At 34.1% G+C, this 25,812-nt stretch carries 27 protein-coding genes, 1 pseudogene and 1 riboswitch; of the genes and pseudogenes, 26 read left to right on the forward strand and 2 right to left on the reverse strand.

Going from position 1 to position 25,812, the window contains the following annotated elements:
- The first annotated feature begins 31 nt into the window (after positions 1–31).
- A riboswitch (FMN riboswitch) is annotated at positions 32–150 on the forward strand.
- 91 nt (positions 151–241) lie between these two features.
- The 7 genes from TETH514_RS02435 (at position 242) to TETH514_RS02465 (ending at position 6,594) form a co-directional block, all read left to right on the forward strand.
- On the forward strand, positions 242–826 hold the full coding sequence (locus tag TETH514_RS02435; protein WP_003869315.1) for an ECF transporter S component: 585 nt from the start codon (positions 242–244) through the stop codon (positions 824–826).
- A 462-nt stretch (positions 827–1,288) separates the two neighbouring features.
- A complete protein-coding gene (ltrA, locus tag TETH514_RS02440) occupies positions 1,289–2,701 on the forward strand; it encodes a group II intron reverse transcriptase/maturase (protein WP_009051731.1) in 1,413 nt (470 codons plus the stop codon).
- A 136-nt stretch (positions 2,702–2,837) separates the two neighbouring features.
- Positions 2,838–3,299, forward strand: a complete 462-nt coding sequence (tsaE, locus tag TETH514_RS02445; protein ID WP_003866848.1) for a tRNA (adenosine(37)-N6)-threonylcarbamoyltransferase complex ATPase subunit type 1 TsaE — start codon at positions 2,838–2,840, stop codon at positions 3,297–3,299.
- Positions 3,296–3,988 (forward strand): tRNA (adenosine(37)-N6)-threonylcarbamoyltransferase complex dimerization subunit type 1 TsaB, encoded by a 693-nt coding sequence (gene tsaB / locus TETH514_RS02450; protein WP_009051730.1) that lies wholly within the window; start codon positions 3,296–3,298, stop codon positions 3,986–3,988. The genes tsaE and tsaB overlap by 4 nt, the downstream gene beginning before the upstream one ends.
- A 3-nt stretch (positions 3,989–3,991) precedes the next feature.
- Positions 3,992–4,438 (forward strand): ribosomal protein S18-alanine N-acetyltransferase, encoded by a 447-nt coding sequence (rimI, locus tag TETH514_RS02455; RefSeq protein WP_003866846.1) that lies wholly within the window; start codon positions 3,992–3,994, stop codon positions 4,436–4,438.
- Between the two features lie 13 nt (positions 4,439–4,451).
- Complete coding sequence (gene tsaD / locus TETH514_RS02460; protein WP_003866845.1) at positions 4,452–5,474, forward strand: tRNA (adenosine(37)-N6)-threonylcarbamoyltransferase complex transferase subunit TsaD; 1,023 nt, start codon at positions 4,452–4,454, stop codon at positions 5,472–5,474.
- A gap of 169 nt (positions 5,475–5,643) precedes the next feature.
- A complete protein-coding gene (locus TETH514_RS02465; RefSeq protein ID WP_009051729.1) occupies positions 5,644–6,594 on the forward strand; it encodes a D-2-hydroxyacid dehydrogenase in 951 nt (316 codons plus the stop codon).
- Positions 6,595–6,603: 9 nt separating this feature from the next.
- On the opposite strand, the gene TETH514_RS02470 is transcribed toward TETH514_RS02465, so the two are convergent.
- Positions 6,604–8,496 (reverse strand): ABC-F family ATP-binding cassette domain-containing protein, encoded by a 1,893-nt coding sequence (locus TETH514_RS02470; protein ID WP_009051728.1) that lies wholly within the window; start codon positions 8,494–8,496, stop codon positions 6,604–6,606.
- 125 nt (positions 8,497–8,621) lie between these two features.
- Between TETH514_RS02470 and TETH514_RS02475 the strand changes: the two genes are divergently transcribed.
- From TETH514_RS02475 to TETH514_RS02540, 15 genes and pseudogenes are all read left to right on the forward strand, one after another.
- A complete protein-coding gene (locus tag TETH514_RS02475; protein ID WP_003866839.1) occupies positions 8,622–9,446 on the forward strand; it encodes a flagellar motor protein in 825 nt (274 codons plus the stop codon).
- The gene (locus TETH514_RS02480; protein ID WP_003866838.1) at positions 9,424–10,140 is read left to right on the forward strand and encodes a flagellar motor protein MotB; all 717 of its coding nucleotides are present in this window, start codon (positions 9,424–9,426) and stop codon (positions 10,138–10,140) included. Before TETH514_RS02475 ends, TETH514_RS02480 begins: the two co-directional genes overlap by 23 nt.
- Positions 10,141–10,247: 107 nt before the next feature.
- Positions 10,248–10,922 carry a redox-sensing transcriptional repressor Rex gene (locus tag TETH514_RS02485; protein ID WP_009051727.1) on the forward strand — a complete coding sequence of 225 codons (675 nt, stop codon included), beginning with the start codon at positions 10,248–10,250 and terminating at the stop codon, positions 10,920–10,922.
- Between the two features lie 126 nt (positions 10,923–11,048).
- Positions 11,049–11,507 (forward strand): hypothetical protein, encoded by a 459-nt coding sequence (locus tag TETH514_RS02490; RefSeq protein ID WP_003866836.1) that lies wholly within the window; start codon positions 11,049–11,051, stop codon positions 11,505–11,507.
- 21 nt (positions 11,508–11,528) lie between these two features.
- Positions 11,529–12,239 (forward strand): LytTR family DNA-binding domain-containing protein, encoded by a 711-nt coding sequence (locus tag TETH514_RS02495; protein ID WP_003866835.1) that lies wholly within the window; start codon positions 11,529–11,531, stop codon positions 12,237–12,239.
- Between the two features lie 19 nt (positions 12,240–12,258).
- A complete protein-coding gene (locus tag TETH514_RS02500; protein ID WP_003866834.1) occupies positions 12,259–13,122 on the forward strand; it encodes a sensor histidine kinase in 864 nt (287 codons plus the stop codon).
- The gene (locus TETH514_RS02505; RefSeq protein WP_009051726.1) at positions 13,115–13,699 is read left to right on the forward strand and encodes an accessory gene regulator B family protein; all 585 of its coding nucleotides are present in this window, start codon (positions 13,115–13,117) and stop codon (positions 13,697–13,699) included. Before TETH514_RS02500 ends, TETH514_RS02505 begins: the two co-directional genes overlap by 8 nt.
- A gap of 252 nt (positions 13,700–13,951) precedes the next feature.
- Positions 13,952–14,083, forward strand: a complete 132-nt coding sequence (locus tag TETH514_RS12190; RefSeq protein WP_003866832.1) for a cyclic lactone autoinducer peptide — start codon at positions 13,952–13,954, stop codon at positions 14,081–14,083.
- 391 nt (positions 14,084–14,474) lie between these two features.
- Complete coding sequence (locus TETH514_RS02510) at positions 14,475–15,305, forward strand: Asp23/Gls24 family envelope stress response protein (RefSeq protein WP_009051725.1); 831 nt, start codon at positions 14,475–14,477, stop codon at positions 15,303–15,305.
- Position 15,306: 1 nt separating this feature from the next.
- Positions 15,307–16,152: a sulfide/dihydroorotate dehydrogenase-like FAD/NAD-binding protein gene (locus TETH514_RS02515; RefSeq protein WP_012268607.1), complete on the forward strand. Its 846-nt coding sequence runs from the start codon at positions 15,307–15,309 to the stop codon at positions 16,150–16,152.
- Positions 16,142–17,534 (forward strand): annotated as a pseudogene (gene gltA / locus TETH514_RS02520) (NADPH-dependent glutamate synthase). The gene TETH514_RS02515 and the pseudogene gltA overlap by 11 nt, the downstream one beginning before the upstream one ends.
- A 315-nt stretch (positions 17,535–17,849) precedes the next feature.
- Positions 17,850–19,490 carry a glutamate synthase-related protein gene (locus TETH514_RS02525; RefSeq protein ID WP_003866828.1) on the forward strand — a complete coding sequence of 547 codons (1,641 nt, stop codon included), beginning with the start codon at positions 17,850–17,852 and terminating at the stop codon, positions 19,488–19,490.
- Positions 19,491–19,712: 222 nt separating this feature from the next.
- The gene (locus tag TETH514_RS02530; protein ID WP_009051722.1) at positions 19,713–20,606 is read left to right on the forward strand and encodes a DNA-3-methyladenine glycosylase; all 894 of its coding nucleotides are present in this window, start codon (positions 19,713–19,715) and stop codon (positions 20,604–20,606) included.
- Positions 20,607–21,302, forward strand: coding sequence for a DUF554 domain-containing protein (locus TETH514_RS02535; RefSeq protein ID WP_009051721.1), 696 nt, complete (start codon positions 20,607–20,609; stop codon positions 21,300–21,302). It abuts the gene before it with no gap.
- An 11-nt stretch (positions 21,303–21,313) separates the two neighbouring features.
- Positions 21,314–21,727 carry a HutP family protein gene (locus TETH514_RS02540; protein ID WP_003866824.1) on the forward strand — a complete coding sequence of 138 codons (414 nt, stop codon included), beginning with the start codon at positions 21,314–21,316 and terminating at the stop codon, positions 21,725–21,727.
- A gap of 300 nt (positions 21,728–22,027) precedes the next feature.
- On the opposite strand, the gene TETH514_RS02545 is transcribed toward TETH514_RS02540, so the two are convergent.
- The gene (locus TETH514_RS02545) at positions 22,028–23,266 is read right to left on the reverse strand and encodes a S8 family peptidase (RefSeq protein WP_009051720.1); all 1,239 of its coding nucleotides are present in this window, start codon (positions 23,264–23,266) and stop codon (positions 22,028–22,030) included.
- 312 nt (positions 23,267–23,578) lie between these two features.
- Between TETH514_RS02545 and TETH514_RS02550 the strand changes: the two genes are divergently transcribed.
- The 4 genes from TETH514_RS02550 (at position 23,579) to groES (ending at position 25,805) form a co-directional block, all read left to right on the forward strand.
- Positions 23,579–23,761 carry a hypothetical protein gene (locus tag TETH514_RS02550; RefSeq protein WP_009051719.1) on the forward strand — a complete coding sequence of 61 codons (183 nt, stop codon included), beginning with the start codon at positions 23,579–23,581 and terminating at the stop codon, positions 23,759–23,761.
- Between the two features lie 71 nt (positions 23,762–23,832).
- On the forward strand, positions 23,833–24,027 hold the full coding sequence (locus TETH514_RS02555) for a hypothetical protein (protein ID WP_003866820.1): 195 nt from the start codon (positions 23,833–23,835) through the stop codon (positions 24,025–24,027).
- Positions 24,028–24,299: 272 nt separating this feature from the next.
- A complete protein-coding gene (locus TETH514_RS02560; protein WP_009051718.1) occupies positions 24,300–25,286 on the forward strand; it encodes a hypothetical protein in 987 nt (328 codons plus the stop codon).
- A gap of 234 nt (positions 25,287–25,520) precedes the next feature.
- Positions 25,521–25,805 carry a co-chaperone GroES gene (groES, locus tag TETH514_RS02565; protein ID WP_003866817.1) on the forward strand — a complete coding sequence of 95 codons (285 nt, stop codon included), beginning with the start codon at positions 25,521–25,523 and terminating at the stop codon, positions 25,803–25,805.
- The last annotated feature ends 7 nt before the right edge of the window (positions 25,806–25,812 follow it).

Raw genomic sequence — 25,812 nt, forward strand, 5'->3', positions numbered from 1 at the left:
AGAGAATAAAGTTAAAATTGAAAAGATGAAGGTAAATCTTCGGGGCAGGGTGAAATTCCCGACCGGCGGTATAGCCCGCGAGCCGCGCATGCGGTCGATTTGGTGAAATTCCAAAGCCGACAGTGAAAGTCTGGAGGGGAGAAGATTTTCTTTTTGTGCCTATTTTTGTGAAATAAATCACAAAAATCCTGAAGATTTATCTTCAGGATTTTTTTAGTAAATAAAATTGGAGGGATGAATTGTGGAAAAAACCAAAACACAAGCCATAGTAAAAGTGGGATTTCTTTCTGCTACAGCTTTTATACTGATGTACTTGGAATTTCAGGTACCTCTATTCCCTGGCTTTTTAAAGCTGGATTTTAGTGACGTACCTGCATTAGTTGCTTCTTTTGCTATGGGACCTTTATATGGTGTAATGGTCGAGCTTATTAAAAACATAATCCATGCTACTATAACTCAATCGGGTGGCATTGGAGAAATTGCAAATTTTTCTGTGGGTTCTATATTTGTATACACAGCAGGCATAATATATCAATTCAATAAGACGCGAAAAAATGCCCTTATATCTATGGCAATTGCTACAGTAGTGATGGCTTTTACTGCTTCACTTTTGAATTATTATGTTTTTCTGCCTTTGTACCAAAAAGTTATGGGATGGCCTATGGATGCTATCATTGGTATGAGTAAGGCTGCAAATAAAAACATAGTGGATGTGAGAACCCTTATAGCATATGGTATTTTTCCTTTCAATGTGCTAAAAGGAATTATGCTTTCGTTAATCACTTTATTGATATATAAAAAGCTTTCACCAGTTTTGAAACATTGATTTTTTTGAGAATCCTCAGCGCATGCTGGGGATTATTTTTCTGTGCGCCCGGCATGGGCGATAACTAGGCGGTGAAAGTCCGCTGTGGGCTTGGTAGTGGGAACCACTAGCCAAGAGCAAGGGTGTCCATCGTGAGGTGGAATCTGAAGGAAGCTTAAGGCAAAATCTCGGTCTGATGAACAAGAACCAGATAAGAGGCTGAATTGGGATGGATGAGTTTGCGTAACAAAACGAAGTCCAACACTACCCGAATCCCATACAGTAAATCTGGCAGATATATGAGATGAAAGTTATCGTTCTTACCCGGGGAGGTCTCAAGGATAAGTCATGGAAGTAAAATCTGAAGTGACAACCCATGCAGTGATGTATGGCTGAACCTTGAGAAGTCAGCAGAGGTCATAGTACTTATCTAGTCATGAATAGATAAGGAAGGACCGAACGTTAGGAGGTTTTGGAAATCTTATGGACTCGAAAGATATGCAGAGACTGCAGACAACTCAACAAAGAGGCTATCCGTTGAATAGAGAAATGGAATTTCAAAAGACAACGGAAGTGCATAGTATATCATCGGCGTCGGAAGATGGAAGAAACGAGGTACAAAGATATACCGGCAAGATGCTTGAAATGATAGTAGAACGAGGGAACATGGAAGCAGCATACAAGCGCGTTGTTGCAAATAAAGGAAGCCATGGAGTCGATGGGATGGAAGTAGATGAACTTCTACCGTATCTCAAAGAAAACTGGCCAACCATAAAACAACAACTGCTGGAGGGGAAATACAAACCACAACCAGTGCGAAGAGTAGAAATTCCCAAACCAGATGGAGGAGTAAGACTACTAGGAATACCTACAGCACTAGATAGGTTAATACAACAAGCAATAGCCCAAATACTAAATAGAGTCTACAACCATACATTTTCTGATAGCAGTTATGGATTCAGACCAGGACGCAGTGCAAAAGACGCAATAAAAGCCGCAGAAGCATATATAAATGAAGGATATACATGGGTTGTAGATATGGACTTAGAAAAGTTCTTTGACAGAGTAAACCACGACATAATAATGTCCAAACTAGAAAAGCGGATAGGAGACAAAAGAGTACTAAAGTTAATAAGAAGATACTTAGAATCAGGAGTAATGATAAACGGAGTCAAAGTATCAACAGAAGAAGGGACACCCCAAGGAGGGCCATTAAGTCCCCTATTAGCAAACATAATGTTGGACGAACTAGACAAAGAACTTGAGAAACGAGGGCATAAATTCTGCCGATATGCAGATGACTGCAACATATATGTAAAAAGCAGGTCTGCAGGAAACAGAGTAATGAAGAGCATAAAGAAATTCATAGAAAGCAAATTAAAACTAAAAGTCAACGAAGCAAAAAGTGCTGTAGATAGACCATGGAGAAGAAAATTTCTTGGATTTTCATTCTACACAAAAGAAAACGAAGTAAGAATAAGAATCCATGAAAAATCCATCAAAAGGTTTAAGGAAAAAGTAAGAGAAATAACCAATCGGAACAAGGGAATAAGCATGGAAAACAGAATAAAAAGACTAAATCAAATAACAACAGGATGGGTCAACTATTTTGGATTAGCAGACGCGAAAAGCATAATGAAAACCCTTGACGAATGGATAAGGCGAAGACTAAGGGCATGTATATGGAAACAATGGAAGAAGATAAAAACGAAGCATGATAACTTAGTAAAACTAGGAGTAGAAGATCAAAAAGCCTGGGAATACGCCAATACAAGGAAAGGCTACTGGAGAATATCCAATAGCCCAATCCTAAATAAGACTCTTACAAATAAATACTTTGAAAGCATAGGTTATAAGAGTTTATCCCAAAGATATCTAATTGTACATAAATCCTAATGAACCGCCGTATACCGAACGGTACGTACGGTGGTGTGAGAGGACGCTGAATAAAATAATTATTCAGCTCCTACTCGATTTTTAATTTGTTAAAAGATAGTATATAATAAAGTTATAACGAGTGGGGTGAGAATTGGTGAAGAAGACTTATATTTGCAAAAATAGAGATGAGACCATTGCTTTAGGAGAAAAATTAGGAAGGCTGTTAAGGAGTGGAGATATAATTCTTTTATATGGTGAGCTGGGGAGTGGCAAAACTGTTTTTACCAAGGGAATTGCAAAGGGGTTAGAAATAAATGAGCCAATTACCAGCCCGACTTTTACTTTAGTCAATGAACATAGAGGCAGGATTCCTCTCTATCATTTTGATTTATATAGGTTAGATGATTACACAGCCCTTTATGACATAGGTTATGAGGAATATTTTTATGACGAAGGAGTTTGTGCAATTGAATGGCCTGAAAGGTTAGGACCTTTACTTCCGAAAGAAAGGTTAGAAGTGATAATTCAAAAAGGAGAAAAAGAAGATGAAAGAGTTATTTTATTTAAAGATTTTGGGAGACGATATGAGGAGCTTTTAAAGGAGATGGGGCAATGAAAATTTTGGCAATAGATTCTTCTTCTAAAACTGCTACTGTTGCATTAGTAGATGAAAAGGGGATAATAGGAGAATACTCTATAAATTATCTAAGGCATTCAGTAATTTTAATGCCTATGATAGATGAACTACTTAAAAAGTGTGAAGTACCGATAAATCAAATAACTCATGTGGCTGTTTCAGAAGGACCGGGCTCTTTTACAGGGCTTAGAATTGGTGCTGCCACTGCAAAAGGTTTGGCTCATGCTCTTAACATACCTATTGTAGGAGTATCTTCTCTTTTAGCTCTTGCATATAATGTCAGTGAATTTGAAGGATTAATATGCCCTGTCATAGATGCTTTAAATGAAAATGTTTATGGAATGCTGATAAGAGGTGGTAATTTTGAAGTTTTAATAGATGCTGGGGTGTATTCTTTAGAGGAAATTACGAAGTTGATAAGCAATTATTCTGACAAAGTGTTGTTCGTAGGAGAGGGGGTTTATTCCTATAAAGATAAATTACAAGAGATGATAAGAGACAAAGCTTTATTTGCAAAGGATAAGGATAACATGGCAAGAGCAGCTTCCATAGGAGAGATTGCTATTCAAAAGATAAAAAAAGGTGAAGTAGTTAGTTACTTTGATTTCAAGCCGATGTATATAAGGAAATCGGCTGCTGAAATTCGTTTAAGTGGCGAGGGGAGTTAATTAATGGATGTTATTATAAGGCCTATGAGGAAAGAAGATGTGGAGGAGGTCTTGGAAATTGAAAAGCTAAGTTTTAGCACTCCTTGGTCTAAAGAAGCTTTTATAAGTGAAGTTACAAAGAACAGCTGTGCTAAGTATATAGTGGCGGAAGTTGACAACAAAATTGTGGGTTATGGAGGATTTTGGGTGGTTGTAGATGAAGGTCATATAACCAATATAGCAGTTCATCCGGAATACAGATCTAAAGGAATTGGAAGTAAAATTATGGAAGGTTTAATTGACCTTGCTAAGAAAAATGGAATAACTGCCATGACATTAGAGGTGAGAGAATCAAATATAACAGCGCAACATTTGTATGCAAAATATGGCTTTAGACAATTAGGTAGAAGAAAAGGCTATTATCAAGATAATAATGAGGATGCAATTATAATGTGGAAATACGACTTGTGATGGTGGTGGAATAATGGAGAAAGATATAATTATTTTAGGAATAGAATCTTCCTGCGATGAAACAGCTGCAGGAGTTGTAAAAAACGGCAAAGAAGTATTGTCGAACGTAATATATTCTCAAATAGAGATTCACAAAAAATATGGTGGGGTAGTGCCAGAAATAGCTTCAAGAAAGCATATTGAAGTAATATCTTTCGTAGTGGCAGAAGCATTAGAAAAAGCCCAGCTAAGTCTTGATGAAATAGATGTAATTGCGGCTACATATGGACCAGGATTAGTTGGTGCTCTTTTAGTCGGTTTGTCATATGGTAAAGCTTTAGCGTATGCAAAAAATAAGCCTTTTGTAGGAGTAAATCATATAGAAGCCCACATAGCTGCAAATTACTTAGGGGGTGATTTTGCTCCTCCTTTTATTTGTCTTGTGGCTTCCGGTGGACATAGCCACATTGTTTTTGTAAAAAATTATGGAGAGTACGAAGTAATGGGACAGACAATGGACGATGCAGCAGGAGAAGCCTTTGACAAAGTAGCAAGAGCTTTGGGCTTGGGATATCCTGGAGGGCCTGCTATTGAAAGGGCTGCAAAGCTGGGGAATATGGAAGCTATTGAGTTTCCCAAATCTTTTATGGAGGAAGGAAATTTTGATTTTAGTTTTAGTGGGCTTAAAACAGCAGTTTTAAACTATTTAAACAGGCAAAAGCAAAAAGGAGAAGAGGTGAATATTTATGATGTGGCGGCTAGTTTTCAAAGAAATGTGGTGGAGGTCTTGGTAAAAAAATTAATTGATGCAGCAAAGAGGAAAAATATTGGCAAAATTTCTATAGCAGGAGGGGTAGCTTCTAATAGTTTTTTGAGGGAAAAATTAGGAGAAGAAGCGAAGAAAATTGGAATAAGAGTCCATTATCCTGATAAAATTTATTGTACAGACAATGGGGCAATGATAGCTGCTGCCGCCTATTATGACTTTATAAAAGGGAAAACATCTGGCTTGGATTTAAATGCCATTCCTTACTTAAAGATTGGGGAAAGAATTTGACTGTTGAAAATGTGGAAATCTGTCGAAGTTTATGATGTACTGCCTTTTAAGGTCTGTGGATAACTTTGTGGATATTGTGCTTAAATATATTTCATTGTATTTACTGTAATAAAATAGAATGAAAATATATTAAAAATAAATCAAAATTTTAAAGCTTAGGGGGGTTATTATGAGAAATATTTTGCTTTTCACAAAATTAAATGACAATTACATAAAAGAAATTAAAGAGCAAATGGAGGGATATGACGTTCTTTACGTTCAAAATGAGGAAGAGGCTGAAAAGTATGTAAAAGATACAGAGATTATCATAAGCTTTGACTTTGAATTTTATTCCAATATTGTGGACAAGGCTTCAAACCTTAAATGGATTCATCTTTTGAGTGCGGGAGCAGATACTCTTCCCTTTGAAAAACTCAAAGAAATGAAGGTATTAGTTACTAATTCTAGAGATGTCCACAAATATCAAATTTCACAACAGGTTATAGGTTATATGCTTATGTTTGAAAGAAGTTTAAATACCTTTTTAAGAAATCAGATAAAAAAGGTGTGGGATAGGTCTGTTAGGGTTTCAGAACTTACAGGTAAGACTGCTTTGATAATAGGAGTAGGAAGCATAGGTGAAGAAATTGCAAGGCTTTTGAGAGAGTTTGGCATGAAGGTCTACGGTATAAGAAGTTCGGGCAAGCCTTCTTTATATGTTGAAAAAATGTATACCTCTATTGAAGATTGTGATATATTGCCACTTGCCGATTATGTAATATCTATACTTCCTTTGACTAAAGATACTTATCATTTGATAGGAGAAAATGTGTTTAATAAAATGAAAAATAATAGCTATTTTATAAATGTGGGAAGAGGCAAAGTAGTAGATGAATCAGCTCTTATAAATGCCCTCAAGAATAAAGCTATAAAGGGAGCTGCGTTGGATGTGTTTGAAGAAGAGCCTTTAAGTGAGGACAGCCCTTTGTGGGATATGGAAAATGTGATAATCACTCCTCACATTGCAGGGGTCACGCCTTTATACATGAAAAGAGCGATGGAAATTTTAAGAGAAAATTTGATAGCTTATAAAGAAGGAAGACCTTTGAGAAATATTGTAAATTTAGATAAAGGATACTAAAGCGGGTTTTTACCCGCTTAAATTTTCCCATTCTTCATACATTTGTTCTAATTTGCTTTTAAGGGCGTTGTATTCTTTTTGTATTTCTACAATTTCTCCTGTTTTATAAATTTTAGCATCACACATTTTTTCTTCCAAATATTTTATTCTTTCTTCAGCTTGATAAATTGAATTTTCAAGGTTTTTCAGATACTCTTTTTGCTGCTTTAACTTAAGTTTAGCTAATCTTTCTTTATACCTTTCGTTTTTTATCTGTGTTTTTGTTTTTTTGATTGTTTCTTCTTTTTTTTCGTTAAGCTGGTTTTTCTTTTCTATATAATAGCTGTAATTACCTAAGTATACTTCTACACCTTGAGGTGTCAAAATCATCACTTTTGTAGCAATTTTGTCTATAAAATATCTGTCATGGGAGACAAATAATAAAGTTCCAGTATAATCTAACAAAGCTTCTTCTAATACTTCTTTTGCTTTTAAATCTAAATGGTTAGTTGGTTCATCCATAAGTAGAAAATTCGCTTTTGAAAGGATGAGCTTTAGCAATGAAAGCCTTGCCTTTTCACCACCACTTAGTGTAGAGATAGTTTTAAAGACATCTTCTTCTCTAAAAAGAAAAGAAGCTAATAATGTCCTCACTTCTGTTTGAGTAAGATATGGATTTTCATCCCATATTTCATCAATGGCTGTTTTTTCAGCATTTAAACTTTTAAATTCTTGTTCGTAATAACCTGTTATTACGTTTGTGCCAAATTTAATTTCCCCTTCAAAATTGTCAATTTCCCCCACTAATATTTTTAAAAGAGAGCTTTTTCCTATTCCGTTTGGCCCTAAAAGGGCAATTTTTTCCCCTTTTTTTATTTCAAAAGATACATTGGAGAAAATTTGTCTGTCAAAGCGTAAAGACAAATTTTTGACTGTCAATACATCATTTCCGCTTTCTAAATCGAAATCAAAACGCAAGTTGATAGATTTATTATTTATCACTGGCTTTTCTATTATTTCCATTTTTTCTAATAGTTTTTGCTTGCTTTCTGCCATTTTTACTGACTTTTCTGTTCTACGGTTTTTTTGAATCTGTATAATTGATTTAATTCTTTTTATTTCTTTTTGCTGTTCTTCATAAGCTTTTAACTTTGCTTCCATTTCCAATTTTTTTCTTTTTAAATATTCTGTGTAATTGCCTTCGTAAACACTTAAATGAGTATTTTCAATTTCAAATATTCGAGTGACAATTTTATCCAAGAAATACCTATCATGGGATATAATTAAAATTGTACCATTATAAAATTTTAAATATTGCTCTAGCCATTCTATTGAGTTTATGTCTAAGTGATTGGTAGGTTCGTCTAATAATAGGACATCTGGACTTAAAAGTAAAGTTTTTGCCAGCATAAGACGGGTTTTTTGACCGCCGCTTAAAGTTGATACAGTTGTAGCAAATTGCGACACATCAAACCCTAATCCATTTAGTACACCTCTTATTTTACTTTCTACAGAATAACCATCTAATTCCTTATACTTATCTGTTAAAAAGGAATATTCTAAAAAAAGTTTATCAAGTAGATGTGAATCTTTTGTTTGTGAGATTTTTTCCTCTAGAGATTTAATTTGTTTTTCTAATTGGAATATTTCATCAAAAACTGTTTTTACTTCCTCATATATACTTTTTTCAGAATCAATTACAGTGTTTTGTTGTAGATATCCAATTTTATTTGTAGAAATTGAAATTGTTCCACTGTCAGCTTCAGTAAAACCGGCTAAAAGGTTAAAAAGAGTGGATTTTCCAGCACCATTTTCGCCAATTACTCCTATTTTGTCTCCTTCATTGACTATAAAAGAAATATTTTGTAGAATTATATCGATACCGTAACTTTTTGTCACATTGCTTACTGTTATGATTGCCATAAATATAACCTCCTGTTCATATTAAATATATCAAAAAAATTTATTTTGTAAAAGTGTAGTAAACTATAACTTTTTTTAAATATGTGTCGATAAAAATTAATGAGTGTATTTATAAATGGAAGGTGATGGACTTGGATATAGCTACAGTAGTAGGTATAGTTGTTGCAGTAGGGGCTATAATTTATGGATTTACATTAGGGGGGGGTACTGTTACTTCTTTAATAGATGTACCTTCTGCTATAATAGTTTTGGGGGGTACTATAGGGGCTACTATAATTACTTATTCTATGGATAACATTAAAAAAGTGCCGAGACTTTTGGCAAGGGCTTTTAAAAATGAAAAGGATAATTATCTTGAGATAATAAAGTATTTTACTTATTTGGCTCAAAAAGCCAGAAGCGAAGGGCTTTTAAGCCTTGAATCCGAAATAGAATCTGAGGAGATAAAGAAATTTGATCCTATTTTGAAAGAGTGCTTAGAACTAGTCGTTGACGGATCTGATATGGAACTTATTAAAACGACTATGGAGAATAAGATATACGTAGAGGATATGGAAGCTAAAAAAGAAGCGGGTATTTTTGAGTCGGCGGGTGGTTATGCTCCTACAATGGGTCTTATAGGAACAGTTATGGGACTTGTTCAAGCGTTGGGTAATTTAACTGAACCGGACAAATTAGGCCCTGCCGTAGCGGTAGCATTTATAACTACACTGTATGGTGCCATTTTAGCAAACGTGTTTTTCCTTCCTATTGCTCAAAAATTAAAAAATAGGGCTAAAGTAAAAACAACTGAAAGAGAATTAATATTAGAAGGAAGTCTTTCACTGCAAGCTGGGGAAAATCCAAGGATATTAGAGAGAAAGTTAATGACATTTGTCGCGCAGGCACAGCTTAAAAATACACCTCAGAAAGGTGGTGTAGAATTAAATGAAGAGGTTGGAGGAAGATGAATCAAAACCAAATCACGATAGATGGGTGCTTACTTACTCTGATATGATGAGTTTGCTTTTAGTATTTTTTATTGTACTGTACTCAATAAGTACTGTTAATGCTACCAAATTTGCTCAAATTGCCAGTTCTTTAAGCAAAACTTTTACAGGGACCGATTACGTGTTATTTCAATATAATGGGAGTAGTTTTATGGATGGTAACAGTGGAGACAAAAGTAGTTTAGGAGAAATTGAAAAGCAATTGAAGGGTTTTATAAAAGAAAACAATCTTCAAGGTGCAGTAACCAGTTATATAGATGAAAGAGGACTTGTAATAAGTTTACAGGATTCTCTTTTGTTTGATTTAGGTTCTGCTGATGTACGTCCTGAAGAGAAAGAGGTTTTAATAAAAATAGGTGATATGTTAAAAAGTCTTCCAAATCATATTAGAGTGGAAGGTTTTACTGATGACCTCCCAATACACAATAATAAATTTGATTCAAACTGGGAACTGTCTGTTATAAGAGCAACTAATGTAGTGAAAATATTAGTAAATGAAGTAGGTATAGAACCTGCCAGAATTTCTGCAGTAGGATATGGGGAATACAGGCCTGTTGTTCCAAATAACTCAGAAGAAAATAGAAGACTTAATAGAAGAGTAGACATTGTCATTATGAATACAGAATATAATAAATGGGAGCCTAAAAGCCAGTAAAATTAAAAAATTTTAGAATTCCTCATATTCTACTATGTTTTTATTACGTTGACAAAAAATTTACAATATTATATAATTCAATTACATAGTAGAATGAGGTGAGGACAGTGAGCAAAAAGACTATAGTATCAATGGCTGTAATAAGAAGGCTCCCAAGATATCATAGATATCTTGAAGAACTTCTTAAAAACGATGTAAAGCGTATTTCTTCAAGGGAATTAAGCGAAAAAATGGGAGTTACTGCTTCTCAAATTAGACAGGATTTAAATAATTTTGGCGGTTTTGGACAGCAGGGATATGGCTATAATGTAGAAGAGCTTTATAATAATTTGACTAAGATTTTAGGCCTTGATAAAACTTATAATACTATCATCATAGGAGCAGGAAATCTTGGTCAAGCGATTGCCAATTATACTAGCTTTGAAAAATCTGGCTTTAATTTAAAGGGGATTTTTGATATTAATCCTCGTTTATTTGGGCTTAAAATTAGAGATGTTGAAGTGATGGACATAGAAACAGTAGAAGATTTTATAGCCCGTAATAAAATCGACATAGGTATTTTATGTATTCCCAAGGATAATGCTCAATATACTGCTGACAGACTGGTGAGAGCGGGAATTAAGGCGATTTGGAATTTCTCGCCAATAGATTTAAAGGTGCCTGATGATGTAATTTTAGAAAATGTTCATTTAAGTGATAGTTTATTTACTGTATCATATAGATTAAATGAAGAAGAGCTCTTTAAAAAGTTAAAAGGAGAAACTGCTAAAATAGATGGGTAGTGTAAATTTTCTATCCATCTATTTTAATTTTGGCATGAATTTTGATTGATTTTATTTTAATTGACATTCTAACTAATAAAAATTACAATTATATTTGAGATTATGTAAAGTAGAAAGGCGATAAGAATGGATAGGTTGACGATTTGGGAAGTATTTTTGTTTTCGGTGCCAGAGGCAGCAGTTATAATAAGTATTGCTTTTGGTTTAGCGGGAGTGAAGTTTCAGCCAAAAAAGATTTTGTATATGAGCGTACTCACTGGAATCATATTGTATTTTATAAGGCCGTTGGTCAGTAGTTATATTGTAAATGTTATACTTTATATCGGGGTATTAATGATTTTGTTTTTGGTATTTAAAGTTATGGACTTTTTTAAAGGGATGATGAGCGTCATTTTAGCCGTCTCCATTTACTTAATAATAGAATATCTAAATGTTACGGCAATTCAATTTTTATTTGATATAGATCCTGTAATTTTATTGAAGGACTATGTCTTACGATTTGTGTGTTTTTTACCCCAATTATTAACAGCAATTTTGATTTCTTTTGCTATACGCAAATATAAACTTTATTTATTTACAGAGTAATGCATTGGGAGATGAATTTATATGTTAAGAATAGTTATTGCAGAAGACGATATAAATTTTAAAAAAGAACTCATAAAAATTCTTTTAACAATGGAAGGCGTAAGTGTTGAATATTCTACAGGAGACGGAAATGACGCATTAGAAGCATTAATTAAAATTAAACCGGACGTTGCTATTTTAGATATAGGATTACCAGGAATATCGGGCATTGAGGTGGCGAAAAAGATTAGAGAATACATGCCTTTTTTGGAAATAATTTTTATTACGTCCTTTGAGGAATACATAAAAGATGCTGTGAGACTTTATGCTTCTGATTATATTGAGAAGCCTCTTGATGAGAAGAGGCTGAGAGAAACTTTGGATAGGATAAAGAAAAAACTTTTGGAAGTAGAAAATGTCATCCCTTTTAAGACGGAAGATGGAGTAAAGCTTATCAATCCAAAGGAAATTTATTGTGTTCAAGCCAGTAAAAAAAGGAGCATAGTTTATACCCAAAAAGAAAAATTTATATGTGATTATTCTTTAAAAGAAATAGAGGAATTGTTAGATAGTAGCATGTTTTTTAGAACAAATCGATCTTTTCTAGTGAACCTCTTTAAAGTTGAGCTGTTGAAAGATAACAATAGGACTTCCTTTGAGATACGTCTTAAAGGTTCAAATTATAAGGCTTATCTCTCTAAAGAATTGTATGAAGAATTTAGGAGGAGAGTAAAAGCTATTTACAAATCATAGTTAGATTGGAAGAGGTTTTATGTTTAAGGATAGTTACAAAAATGCGATGATGATTTATGTAGTGCAAATGGTATTGATAGTAATACTAGTAAACAACAATTTTATGAAAAGTCTTGATGTATTTCAGCCAAAAAATCAAGAGTTGTTTAGGATTTTCATAGGAATTTTAATTTTTATATTGAATGGGTTTTCTATTTTTGTGTTAAGAGAGCTGTATGCTAAAAATAAAGAAGAACGTCAATTTTTGATAAATAGTATTAGATTTAAATACATAGAAGAGCAAAATCGCATCTATAGGCAAAATCACCATGATATTAAAAATCACTTGATAATTATTTCTGAATTAGTCAAGGAAAAAAGATATAGTGAACTGGAGAATTATTTGTCTTCATATATGGAAGAAATTGATAAAAATTTAGTGACGATAAACACAGGTGTAAATGAAATTGATATATTGCTTTATTCGAAAATAAGTAATGCTAAGAGTAAAGATATTGAAGTGGATTTTAAATGTGATACACAAATCCAGTGCAGCAAAAAACACGTGCTTAATTTAGTTTCGGTTTTAGGAAATTTAATAGACAATGCAATAGAGGCTTGTGATGAAATGGAAAAAGATAAATACATAATTATAGAGATGAAAGAAGACCCAATAGATTACATATTTCACATAAAGAATAGATATAATTTTCAAACAAATGTAAAACCATCCATCTTTTTTGAAGAAGGGTTTTCTACAAAAGAGGGTAGAGGCAGAGGAGAAGGATTGTATATTGTCAGAAATATAGTAGAAAAGTATAGCGGTGAAATAGAAGTACAAACCGATGGAGGTTATTTTGACGTTATTGTAGAAATTCCCAAATTTTCTTTGGAGGGTGATTAAAATTAATATCGAAAAGTTAGCTGAGAGGTTAACACAAAGACTGTTTAAAACGCAAAATTTAACGGATATTGAAATGGCAAAAATACAATATGGTATAAGCTTAATTTTAGGGGTAATAATTGAATTTACTTTAGTTTATGCTATTTCTTTAATATTGGGGTTTGGCTTTTACACTGTAGTAATAATGCTTTCTGCTTTTTTTTTGAGAATAAATACAGGAGGAGCTCATTGTTCAACCTATAATAGATGTGTAACTTTTACGGCAGTTTATTTCATACCTTTTGCTGCTTTAGCAAAATTTGTAGATATACATTTTCCTTTAGAATTTAAAGTTTTTACAAGCCTATTGTTATATTTTATAGTTTTAGCGATAGTGAAGGATAATAAATTTTACAGGGTTATAATTCTGAGTTTAGTTGGTATAAATATTTTTTTATTTTTCGTCAATTCAATACTCTATATTAAAATATTGTTTCTAGTATCTATAGGTTTTACACTACAAGCTGTTATGAGGACTACATTAGGAGAAACTATAGTAAACATTGCAGATACGTTGTTTAAAAAAGCAGGGATGTAAAAATTTTTTTATTTTTTTCAGCCTTTTTATGTAAATCTAAGCAAAGAATATATTTTTATACAAAAAATTAATGGTTTTTAAAGGAATATATTGTATTTATTACATAAAAAAATGGGATTTTGCGTAAATATTTGGATATATTTAGGTGAAAAATGCATTTTCGTTCCCAAAAATGACACTTTCGTTCCGAAATCCACACAAAGCGTTTTAAATGTTGTATAATTAGATAAAGATGAGTGGGAGGTGAAGTGAATGAAAAAAATTAACCCACTATCACTATTAGGAACGCTGCTTACATTTATAGGCACATTGGGACTTGTAACTTCTGCTTGCATCGGCTGGTTTTATAAGCCGCAAGTTCCTGATGTTTTGTTGAAAAAGTAATACATCTCAAAGATCTTTTCTACCCTTCCCTCGTGGGTTTCAACATTTTCCTGAGTTTTTACATAGATTTAAATTGATTTTGTGCCGAGTTTTCGGCACTTTTTATTTTAGTATTTTAAGAAATTATTGGTATAATTTTTGCTTAAATAATAGAATTGATGAAAGAGATTTAAGGGGATAGTCTTGACTTTAAAATAGTAAGAAAGTTATAATAAGCTTTGTAGGGGTATAGGATAGGGGGGTATATATTGCTAATTTTTTCGATAACATGTTGAAGCAATACTATTTTTTGTGATTGAAAAATTTATATAAAACCGTATAATTAATATTGTAAAACAATTCAAAAGATTATTGGTTGGTTTTTATATTGCATTTTTAGGGGGTTACTCTGTTGAAGGTTTATTCTTTAGTTGGAGAAAGTGGGACGGGTAAAAGCCATCATGCTTCTTTTATTGCTGGCAAGTATGGCATTAGGTATATCATTGATGATGGAATTTTAATAAAAGGTAATAACATTATTGCGGGGGTTTCTGCCAAAAAAGAGGCTACAAAAATTGGAGCTATAAAAAGAGCATTATTTACTGATCCTACGCATGTAGAGGAAGTAAAAAAAGCTATTGAAGAGGCGAAACCGGATAAAATCCTCATAATAGGTACTTCTGATAAAATGGTGGATGCTATAGCCGAAAAATTGGGGCTTCCGCCAGTGAGTGTAAGGGTATATATTGAAGATGTAGTTTCCCCTAAACAGATTGAAATAGCGCGTGAAAAACGATTGTTGGAAGGAAAACATGTAATACCTGTTCCAACTTTTGAAGTTAAAAAGCAGTTCTCAGGCTATTTTTTAGACCCTCTCAGGATTTTTAGAAGAAATAAAGGTGGTTATTTTGAAAAGACAATAGTAAGGCCTAATTACAGCTACTTAGGAAAATACACTATTTCTGAAAGTGTTATAAATTCAATAGTGGCTTATGAACTTATTTTGTTTAGGGAGGTCTACAAAGTCAATAGAGTTTTGACGGAAAAAAGACCTGAAGGAATAATTTTAAAAATAGATGTTTCAATGAGGTATGGATGCCAAATTATACCTGTATTAAAAGAAGCTATGAAAAATATAAAAAAACAATTGGAGTATATGACGGCCTTAAATGTCCTACAAATGGACATTTATGTAAAAAATCTGCATATAGAAAAAACAAATATTGGAGAAAAGGGTGTGTGATATGTACAAAATCGTGAGAAAAGAGGTACTAAATCCTGTCGTCAAACTCATGGATATTGAAGCGCCAAGAGTTGCGAAGAGTGCAAAACCTGGTCAGTTTGTCATTATTAGAATTTATGATAAAGGGGAAAGGATTCCTCTTACTATTGCAGATTATGACCCGGAAAAGGGAACAGTTACAATTGTATTTCAAGAAGTTGGGAAATCGACGAAGTTATTGGGAACTCTCAATGCAGGAGATTATATTTTGGATTTTGTAGGGCCTTTAGGGAATTCTATGGAAGTTCCCAAAGATGCTAAAAAAATATTAGGTGTTGGCGGTGGTGTAGGTATACCTGCCCTTTATCCTAAATTAAAAGTGCTACATCAAGAAGGTTATAAAGTTGAAGCGATTCTTGGCGGTAGAAGTGAAGAATATGTAATTTTCAAGAAAGAAATGGAGGCTGTCTGTGACAAAGTATATTATGCTACAGACGATGGTACTCTAGGAAAAAAGGGCTTTGTGACAGATGTATTGAAAGAAGTATTGGAAAATGACAAAGAAATAGATTATATTATTACAGTTGGTCCTGTCATAATGATGAAAAATGTTTGCAAGATGACCAAAGAATACAATATACCAACTATAGTCAGTATGAACCCATTGATGGTAGATGGAACAGGGATGTGCGGCGCTTGTAGAATTGAGGTTGGCGGTGAGACAAAATTTGTATGTATGGATGGTCCAATTTTTGATGGTCATCTTGTGAATTTTGACTTAGCCATGACAAGGCTTAATATGTTTAAACAACAAGAAAAACTATCATTAGAACTTTATGAACATGGAGGTGGTCACCATGGCCGTTAAAGATAGAGTTCCTATGAAAGAGCAAGATCCAAAAGAAAGGATAAAGAATTTTAATGAAGTAGCACTGGGTTATACAGAGGAGGAAGCAATTCTAGAGGCTTCCAGGTGTATTCAATGCCCGAAACCTACTTGTGTGGCCGGGTGCCCTGTCCATGTTAGAATACCAGAGTTTATAAAGGCTATTACAAAAAAAAGAATTTGAGGAAGCTTATAAAATAATAAAGAGCACAAATAGTTTACCTGCTGTTTGCGGAAGAGTGTGTCCTCAAGAGGAGCAGTGCGAGAAGAATTGTGTGTTAAATAAGATTGGCAAGCCTATCGCTATTGGAAGGTTAGAGAGATTTGCAGCTGATTACGCCCTTGAAAATAATGTTGAAGAAGAAGTAAAACCGGAGAAAAAGAACAAAAAAGTAGCTATAATAGGTGGCGGTCCTGCAGGGCTTACCTGTGCAGGGGACCTTTTGAAAATGGGTTATGATGTCACGATTTTTGAAGCTTTGCATGCTCTGGGAGGAGTTTTAACTTATGGTATTCCTGAGTTTAGGTTGCCAAAGAGAATTGTGGAAGCAGAAATAGAAAGAGTAAAGAAATTAGGAGCAAAGTTTGAGACAAACGTGGTTGTAGGAAGGACAGTTACGATTGACCAATTAATGGAGGAAGAAGGCTTTGAAGCAGTATTTGTTGGCACAGGTGCTGGACTTCCTAAGTTAATGGATATTCCGGGCAAGAATTTGAACGGCGTTTATTCTGCTAATGAATTTTTGACAAGAATAAATCTCATGAAGGCGTATAAATTCCCTGAATATGATACACCTATTGCAGTAGGTAAAAGAGTAGCTGTAATAGGTGGAGGAAACGTTGCAATGGATGCTGCTCGTTCTGCATTAAGGCTTGAAGGAGTAGAAGAGGTAATAGTAGTGTACAGGCGTTCAAAGGAAGAGATGCCAGCAAGGCTGGAAGAAATAGAGCATGCCATTGAAGAAGGGATAAAATTTGAGTTTTTAGCTAATCCAATAAGGATAAATGGAACAGAAGATGGATGGGTAAAAAGCATGGATGTAATAAGAATGGAATTAGGTGAGCCTGATAGCTCAGGAAGAAGGAGACCTATTGAAATACCGGGGTCTGAATTTACCATAGAAGTAGATACAGTGATTATGGCATTAGGCACAAGTCCTAATAATTTGATTCCTTCCACCACAAAGGATATTGATGTACAGAGGTGGGGTGGAATTATAGCCGATGAGACAGGTAAAACTTCAAAGCCTGGCGTTTTTGCTGGAGGAGATGCGGTAACTGGAGCTGCTACTGTAATACTTGCGATGGGAGCAGGTAAACAGGCGGCAAAAGCTATAGATGAATATTTGAGAAATAAAAAGTAATTAGTATAATGTATCAAAAATATGAATTATTATGCAGAAAATATCTTGTAACATTTACAAATGATATAAGAAATGGTATAACAATTAGAATATTATGTAAAATATACCCATAAACGGGTATATTTTTTAAAATGATTAAAAAAAATAGAAAACTTACAATAAAAAAACTTTCACAAAAGAAAAAAATGTGATAAAATGCATTTAAATGCATTATTATACGAACCTTTATTTAGAAATAACATTAAAACAACTTAATTTAGCGAAAAAATTAGATTTTAAAACTAATCACAAAATATTGAACAGGAGGTAATTGCAATGACCATATGGTCAAAATCAAATGATGTACTAGGAACAGTAAACAGAGGAAATCCAGCGGAATCCGGCTTGTGCACACTTTGCATGGCGGATTGCCAGGGAAAGTGCGAAACCTGGCTTTCTAGTCTTCTGGGCAGAAAAATGTTGTACCCTAGAGATTTTGGTATGGTAACAGCTGGAAGCAGCAACACAACGTCCATTGGCGTATCTTACAATTCATTGAGGATAATGGGATATAATTACGGTGCTTATGGGTTAGGTCAAAATATTTCCAATTCTTCTGATGACTGCATATTCCCAAATGTAAATATTGAAACTGAATTTGGTAGTGAAGAAAAAACAAAATCAAGAATTCCTATTATGACTGGTGCTCTCGGGTCGACTTTTATTGCAGCAAAGTACTGGGACCCATTAGCTATAGGTGCGGCTCTTGTAGGCTTTCCGATAGTAATAGGCGAAAATGTGGCAGGTATTGATAAGGAGGCAGTAATAGAAAATGGCAGAATTAAAAAGGCACCGGAACTAGACAGAAGAATAAATACTTATCTTCGTTATTTTGATGGATATGGTGCTATTATTGTCCAGGTGAATGTAGAAGACTTAAGGAACGGTGTGGCAGAATATGTTATTGAAAAGTACGCTGATAAGGTAATAATAGAGCTTAAATGGGGACAGGGTGCAAAAAGTATTGGTGGCGAAATTCAAGTTAAGGATATTGAATATGCTACTTTCTTAAAAAAGAGGGGTTACATTGTCGATCCTGATCCAGAAAAGCCTGAAATTGTTGAAGGATTTAAAAACGGTGCTGTAAAATCTTTTGCAAGGCACAGTAGACTCGGATATACTCATCTATCTTCCCCTGAAGAAGTGAGGGAAGAATTTATGAAAACCGTAGAGTATTTACGAAAAATCGGGTATAAAAAAATCACATTAAAAACCGGCTCTTATAGTATGGATAGTTTAGCTATGGCTATAAAATTTGCTACCGAAGCAAAACTTGATTTGCTCACAATCGATGGTTCAGGCGGCGGAACTGGCATGAGTCCGTGGAATATGATGCAGACATGGGGTGTACCGTCTATACTTCTGCATTCGAAAGCATATGAGTACGCATCAATCCTCGCAAATAAAGGGCAGAAAGTGGTTGATATGGCCTTTGCCGGTGGTTTTGCAAGAGAAGACCATGTTTTTAAAGCCCTTGCGCTGGGAGCACCATTTACAAAGTTAGTTTGCATGGGAAGAGCATTAATGATACCAGCCTTTGTAGGTTCGAATATAGAAGGGGTACTGCATCCGGAAAGGAAAGGCAAGGTAAATGGAAATTGGGACAGCTTGCCGCCGACGGTTTCTCAGCTTGGCCTCAAAGCAGAGGAAATTTTCGCAGGTTACTATGAGGTGAAAAAGAAAGTGGGAGAAAATGAAATGAAAAATATACCTTATGGAGCTATAGCCGTATGGACTTTAGCGGATAAATTGGCTGCAGGTTTGCAACAGCTGATGGCGGGAGCAAGAAAGTTTTCTCTCAAAGCAATTTCAAGAGAAGATATTGCTTCGGCCAACAGGGAAACTGAAAGGGAAACTGGGATACCATTTATCACAGATATAAGGAATGATGTTGCGAGAGATATTTTAAATTCTTAAAATAATAGGTCTCTCTATAGGGGCAGACTCTATTCTTTTTATGGTGTTTTTTCTTCAATACTCTTACAATTATTTTCTAAGTGGTAAATATCTCTACACTTATTTGAGAAAAAAAGCCGATTTTCGGCTTTTTTTTGTACAGAAAAAATTATATAATAATAATTAACAGGATAGAGAAATATGATAGTTAGTAAGTAAATAAACTCAATGTGGGTGAGGAAGATGAAATATAGTGTGGAAGAAAAGGGGACAAAGGTAATTGTAAGGGGGATTGAAGACTTTAATCTTAAGGAGACTTTTGAATGCGGACAGTGTTTTAGATGGAATGAAGAAGAGGATGGGAGCTATACAGGAGTTGCTTACGATAGAGTCATAAACGTGAAATTGGAAGAAGACATGTTGATAATTGACAATACAGATTTAAATGACTTTTATGACATTTGGTTTGACTATTTTGATTTGGGAAGGGATTATAAGCAAATAAAAGAAAATCTTTCAAGAGATCCCATATTAAAAGAAGCAATTCAATATGGGCAAGGTATAAGGATTTTGCGCCAAGATACATGGGAAACTCTAGTCTCTTTTATAATCTCACAAAATAATAGAATACCCCAAATAAAAAAAGTTATAGAAAATCTTGCTAGTTCCTTTGGAGAGCCAATTGAGTACAAAGGAAAAATCTATTACACTTTTCCTAAAGCAGAAGAATTAGTTATGTTTGATGTTGAGACGATTGCCAAGACAAAATGCGGTTTTAGAGCGAAATATATACTGGACGCGGCTTCTAAAGTTTTTTCTGGAGAAATAGATCTTTTAAAATTGTTTGAATACAGCACTAATGACATAAGAGATATTCTTATGAATATAAACGGAGTGGGTCCTAAAGTTGCAGATTGTGTCATTTTGTATTCAATAGGGAGATATGACACTTTTCCTACAGATGTATGGATAAAAAGAATTGTTGAATATTTGTATTTAAAAAGAGAGGGAACCCCTTTGGAGATTCAACTATTTGCAATAGATAAATTTGGAGATTTGTCTGGTTTTGCGCAACAGTATTTATTCTATTATGGTAGGGAGATGGGGAAAAAAATCTTTAACGAAAGGAAGAAATAGATGCTAGGAACTATTGTAAATTCAATTGCAATAATTGTGGGTGGTACTATTGGTACCCTTCTTAAAGTAGGAATTCCAGAAAGGTTTAAAAATATAGTCATGCAGGGTGTCGCCTTAAGCGTTATGATAATAGGGATTTCTAGTGGCCTTCAATTTAATAATTTAATGGTAGTGATCGTGAGCCTTGTAATAGGTGGTATTATAGGAGAAGCCTTAAATATTGAAGAATATTTAAATAAGTTAGGAGATACATTTCAAAAAAAATTAAGTAAAGATAACAGTTCTACAATTAGCAAAGGTTTTGTGACAGCAAGTTTGGTATACTGCATTGGTGCTATGGCAATTGTAGGTGCTTTAAAAGATGGACTTTCTGGAGATCACAGTATACTATTTGCTAAATCTGTTCTAGATGGAATTTCCTCAATAATTTTTGCTTCCACTTTTGGAATAGGTGTTGTTTTTTCAGCTGTTTCTGTGTTTATATATCAAGGGTCTATTTCGCTGGGAGCGTCTTTTCTGCAAGGGCTTTTGACAAAAGCAGTTGTGGATGACATGACGGCTGTGGGCGGAGTATTGATATTTGCCATTTCTTTGAATATGTTAGAGATTAAAAATATAAAAGTAGGGAATTTATTACCGACTATTTTTATACCCATTTTTTATCAGATTTTACTAAACATTATAAAAGGATTTTAGGCGGTGCGGATATGAAACTACTAAAAAGCATCGATGTAGCCAGAATTGCTGTAAAAATGGCCATGTCTACAAGAGAAGAGGAAGAAATACTAAAAAACAAATATTGGAAACAAGGAGTAAAAGTTGCAGCTGTTGACTATGGTGGAGAATACGTAAATTCTATATCTAAAATTATTGAAAGAGCGGTAGTAGCGGCTAAAAGAGAAGGAATTATAGAAGACACACACGCTGCAGAAGGAGCTGTAGCAGGAGCTGCGCATGAGGCTGCTATACAAGTCATGAACAAAGCTATGGGACTTAATGTAGGTGGAAAAATAGGCATTGCCTATGCTGATGAGCATCTTTGTGTTTGTGTGTTTTTTGCTGTAGGGATGCTAAACTTAAATGAAGTGGCAATTGGACTAGGACATAGGTCATTAAAATAAGGGGTTAACCTCTCATACTCAGACTGTTGACAAACTTTCGCAAAGGAGATATTTTGCATAAGGAGTGACTTGTTACAAAGCGGCAACAAAACTTAGCAAGACCGAGGGTGGAGGCAGGGCCGTAGCCACGGATGGCGGAGGCGGGCACTAAGACAAGGATGTCGAATGTGCCCGGTACCCTGCCGGAACCCGAAGGTCGAGTTTAGTTTTGTCGCTTTGGAACATCGGAGTGACGATGCAAAATATCTCCTTTGAATATTTTTAGCTTTGTGAACAAACTGAAACGAGGGGTTAACCCCCTCATACTTTTTTTAATGCCTCTTCTATATTTATCATTCCACTGCCTTGTGTCCATAGACCTGCATCGTCAATTTTTATTGCTGTCGATTTTAAAATATTTTTTATTTGTACATTAGTCAAATTAGGATTTTTTTCAAGGAGTAGAGCTGCTGCTCCTGCTGCCATTGGAGTCGCCATAGAAGTCCCTGTTGCTGTTCTATATGCTTTATTTATCGTAATTTCATCTGCACCAAAAGGTATATTTTCTGAAGCAGTAGAGACTATTTTTACACCTGGTGCTACTATGTCTGGTTTGTATAGATAAGGCGAACCTCTTCCAGAAAATTGAGCTATTTCGTCATCACTTATGTCGGAGGTTCTTTTGTCATCTACTGCTCCTACAGTTATGGCATTTTTACTGGTGCCAGGGGAAGTTATTGTGTTGTAATTAGGACCTGAGTTTCCGGCTGCAACAGTTACTACTAATCCATTTCTCCAAAGAGTATCTACTCCTCTCACCAAAGGGTCTAAAAAAGCAGGAAGAGAAGGAGTTTCACCTATTGACAGAGAAACTACCCGTATATTGTATTTGTCTTTGTTGTCTAAAATCCATTGCATTCCTGTTAATATGTCAGAGGATAAACCTCTGCCATAGGCATCTAATACTTTTACTGCTACTATATTAGCTTCTGGGGCTACGCCTTTGTATTTGCCATTAGAAGCATATCCATTTCCAGCAGCGTCACCAGCTACATGAGTGCCGTGGCCATTGTCATCGTAAGGTTGTTTTTTTCCATTTACTACATCGTGAAATGCCACTATGCGGTTTTTAGGCTTGGTAAAATCAGGGTGAGGATATATTCCAGTGTCTAAAAAGGCAATTGTTACTCCCTTACCGGTGTAGCCTAAATCGTTCGCATTTCGAGAGGCGATTTCTTGAGTGGCAATATAAAGCTGCAGCTTAACAGCGGAGTCTTCTGCTATAAAATGAATTCCTTTTAATGTAGCGAAATTTTTCAATTTATCACAAGGTAAATTTACTGACCAGGCTTTTATGATTGGTAGTTCAAATTTTATACTTCCTCCCATTTTTTCGATTTTTTCTTTTAAAATGTCATAAGATAAATGGGAATACAAAATTACAGGAACACATTCACTTCTTAAATATAATGCTTTTTTTAAAAGCCTTTTATCGATTTTATTTGATACATAAATTTCCTTTGCTATTTTAGAAAAAGCAAACATTGGAATAAGATTCATTAGCGTACCTCCTTTCATGCTATTAACACAATATGTGAAATATAAAAATTTGTTAGTGGAAATTTAAAAAGTGTCACCGTATGAAGTTATATCATATTATGTAGTAGGTCTTTAAAGACCCACATAGAAAAGGATGAGACTTGAAAGGAGGAAAATTATTTATGCCAGTAGATAAAAGTGGAGCAGGATATGGATGTGGATGGTTTTGGATTATAATCATCATACTATTGATCTTGTTGTTTGTCCCAGGGATTATTGTTGAAGAACCAAAAGCTTGATTAGGTATTGAAAATTGTTTAAAGGGGGATCAATATGGCAGGAACAAGTTCAGTTTTTGGGCAAAGCAATTTGCTGTTTTTCTTCTTGATACTTGTATTAGCGCTTGGTGGAAGCCAGCTTAATGTATGGTCTTTAGAGACATTGTTGTTCTTCTTTATACTCCTTGTAATAATAATGGACGGCGGTTTTGATTGGTTCTTCAATGAACTCAAGTAATTTTGAATGGCTCTATCCTGCGATAGAGCCATTTTTATTTGATAAATTTGATATGTGTGGAGTGATAATATATGTCTTTTTCTGGAGATACTCTGTTGTTCTTTTTTGTAATTTTAACTTTGCTGCTGGATGTAAGATTTGAGCTTGAAAGTCTACTGTTTTTCTTTTTAATACTTGTAATTTTACAGGAAGAAAAACCGCGAAAAAAAGCAAAGCGATTTTTGTGGTCATTAACAGGTATTAATCTTGGTAACACAAATTCTTAAAATTACGTATTATATATTAGCTAAAGATGAAAAATTTATTTCCCTATTATTTACCTATCTGAAGGGAGGTAGTATTTATGCCCGAAGAAAAAGGAATAGGATTTGTTGGAGGTTGGTTTTGGATTTTTATAATAATAATTTTAATACTTCTATTTGTTCCAGGAATAATTATTTGGGAAAAAAATTAGACAAAAATAAGGGGCAGTCTATAATAATAGACTAGCCCCTTACATATATTAGTAAGAGATTATTAAAAATAGGGGGAATTTGTTTTGCAAAAGGAGATTTTATTAAAAATACTCGCTGTAGAACTTTTGATAGTAGCTTTTGTGAGATTTCAAGTGATGGGTATAGAAAAAGAAAAAAATGAGACTACACTTTCTACAGGTACTGATGATAAAAACAAGTTATCGCCACCACAAGAAGACAAAAAGTCGACAATTGATTTGTATGAAGTGGTAACAAAAGGCAAAGATTTTGTAGGAAGCCTAAAACCCTATTTAAGCAAAAGAGACCAGTATTATGTAGATATTTTTTCTAAAATGGCAGAAATAATTGAGATACAAAAAAATTTAGTGAATCTTTCGGAAGAAGAAATTGAAGCATTAGACAAAGTTGAGGTAGACAAAATAGGGATTTTAAAAGCAATAAAACCTTACATAGCAGAAGACAAGAAAATTGTCATAGATAAATTTTTGAAATTCTTTGAGGCGTTAAAAAATTTACAACAAAAACTAGAAAAATACACAAAAGAAGGGGATAAAAATAACATTTTTGATAAAATAGTAGATATTTATGAGGCTATACGGCCTATAATACCGGAAGAAAAAATAGAAGAAACTGATAAAATTGCAAAGAATATAAAATTATTGGAAGTATTAAATAAAGCAGAAGGAATTATGAATAGTATGAAAGAGGAGAAAAAACAATCTCAACAAGCGACCAGAGATTTTCATGAAGAAAGAATAGCAGAAGAGAAAGAAGAAAAAAACGAAGAAATAAAAGAAATAGAAGTTGAAGAAAAAGAGGAAAGTGATGAAAAAGAAACACAACAGCAATTGCCAAAGGGAGAAAAGAATTTATTGCCTCAAGGCTTGTCTGATCAGCAGTTAAAAGTTTTGGACAATTTAAAATCTATGCTGACAAAGGAGCAACAGCAATACATGTATAACATGATAAATTACCTGAAACAACAGGGTTTGGTCAATTTGTCTAATAAAGAGAAAGAAGAAGAAAGTGATTTTGAAAAAGGGGAATAAATATTTCCCTGTATTTTTTTATTTATAAATACAAATTACAGAAACGTAGTCTAAATCAATAAATAATGGCATAAAATCAAAATATTTGGGTAAAATCATAGATAATCAGACTATACGGCCTAAAATAGGCTATAATAAAGTTTGATATGTTTTACCACTTAAATTAATATAGAGATTAGGATTAGCACTCACATAAGTTGAGTGCTAATAAATGAAGAAGGAGGGATAAAGTATATGAGATTAAAACCACTCGGAGACAGAGTTGTGGTCAAAGTAATCCAGGCAGAAGAAGTTACAAAAGGTGGGGTTATTTTACCAGGTACAGCAAAAGAAAAGCCACAACAAGGTGAAGTTGTCGCAGTAGGAACAGGACAATACATAGACGGCAAAAAGGTAGAATTAGAAGTAAAAGTCGGTGACAGAGTAATCTTCTCCAAATATGCTGGGACAGAAGTTAAGTTAGATGGTGAAGAATATCTACTTTTAAGAGAAAGCGATATTCTAGCAATTATAGAATAAGGAGGTA

The sequence above is a fragment of the Thermoanaerobacter sp. X514 genome (assembly GCF_000019065.1).
Lineage (GTDB): Bacteria > Bacillota > Thermoanaerobacteria > Thermoanaerobacterales > Thermoanaerobacteraceae > Thermoanaerobacter > Thermoanaerobacter pseudethanolicus.

Coding starts and splice junctions, on each gene's coding strand:
- TETH514_RS12190 (WP_003866832.1), top strand. CDS start 13,952: ATGAAAAAAATTAACCCACTATCACTATTAGGAACGCTGCTTACATTT.
- tsaB (WP_009051730.1), top strand. CDS start 3,296: ATGAAAATTTTGGCAATAGATTCTTCTTCTAAAACTGCTACTGTTGCA.
- TETH514_RS02550 (WP_009051719.1), top strand. CDS start 23,579: ATGGCAGGAACAAGTTCAGTTTTTGGGCAAAGCAATTTGCTGTTTTTC.
- TETH514_RS02475 (WP_003866839.1), top strand. CDS start 8,622: ATGGACTTGGATATAGCTACAGTAGTAGGTATAGTTGTTGCAGTAGGG.
- TETH514_RS02555 (WP_003866820.1), top strand. CDS start 23,833: ATGTCTTTTTCTGGAGATACTCTGTTGTTCTTTTTTGTAATTTTAACT.
- groES (WP_003866817.1), top strand. CDS start 25,521: ATGAGATTAAAACCACTCGGAGACAGAGTTGTGGTCAAAGTAATCCAG.
- TETH514_RS02525 (WP_003866828.1), top strand. CDS start 17,850: ATGACCATATGGTCAAAATCAAATGATGTACTAGGAACAGTAAACAGA.
- TETH514_RS02540 (WP_003866824.1), top strand. CDS start 21,314: ATGAAACTACTAAAAAGCATCGATGTAGCCAGAATTGCTGTAAAAATG.
- tsaD (WP_003866845.1), top strand. CDS start 4,452: ATGGAGAAAGATATAATTATTTTAGGAATAGAATCTTCCTGCGATGAA.
- TETH514_RS02495 (WP_003866835.1), top strand. CDS start 11,529: ATGTTAAGAATAGTTATTGCAGAAGACGATATAAATTTTAAAAAAGAA.
- TETH514_RS02465 (WP_009051729.1), top strand. CDS start 5,644: ATGAGAAATATTTTGCTTTTCACAAAATTAAATGACAATTACATAAAA.
- TETH514_RS02500 (WP_003866834.1), top strand. CDS start 12,259: ATGTTTAAGGATAGTTACAAAAATGCGATGATGATTTATGTAGTGCAA.
- ltrA (WP_009051731.1), top strand. CDS start 1,289: ATGGACTCGAAAGATATGCAGAGACTGCAGACAACTCAACAAAGAGGC.
- TETH514_RS02545 (WP_009051720.1), bottom strand. CDS start 23,266: ATGAATCTTATTCCAATGTTTGCTTTTTCTAAAATAGCAAAGGAAATT.
- TETH514_RS02490 (WP_003866836.1), top strand. CDS start 11,049: ATGGATAGGTTGACGATTTGGGAAGTATTTTTGTTTTCGGTGCCAGAG.
- TETH514_RS02535 (WP_009051721.1), top strand. CDS start 20,607: ATGCTAGGAACTATTGTAAATTCAATTGCAATAATTGTGGGTGGTACT.
- rimI (WP_003866846.1), top strand. CDS start 3,992: ATGGATGTTATTATAAGGCCTATGAGGAAAGAAGATGTGGAGGAGGTC.
- TETH514_RS02515 (WP_012268607.1), top strand. CDS start 15,307: ATGTACAAAATCGTGAGAAAAGAGGTACTAAATCCTGTCGTCAAACTC.
- TETH514_RS02470 (WP_009051728.1), bottom strand. CDS start 8,496: ATGGCAATCATAACAGTAAGCAATGTGACAAAAAGTTACGGTATCGAT.
- TETH514_RS02480 (WP_003866838.1), top strand. CDS start 9,424: ATGAAGAGGTTGGAGGAAGATGAATCAAAACCAAATCACGATAGATGG.
- TETH514_RS02530 (WP_009051722.1), top strand. CDS start 19,713: ATGAAATATAGTGTGGAAGAAAAGGGGACAAAGGTAATTGTAAGGGGG.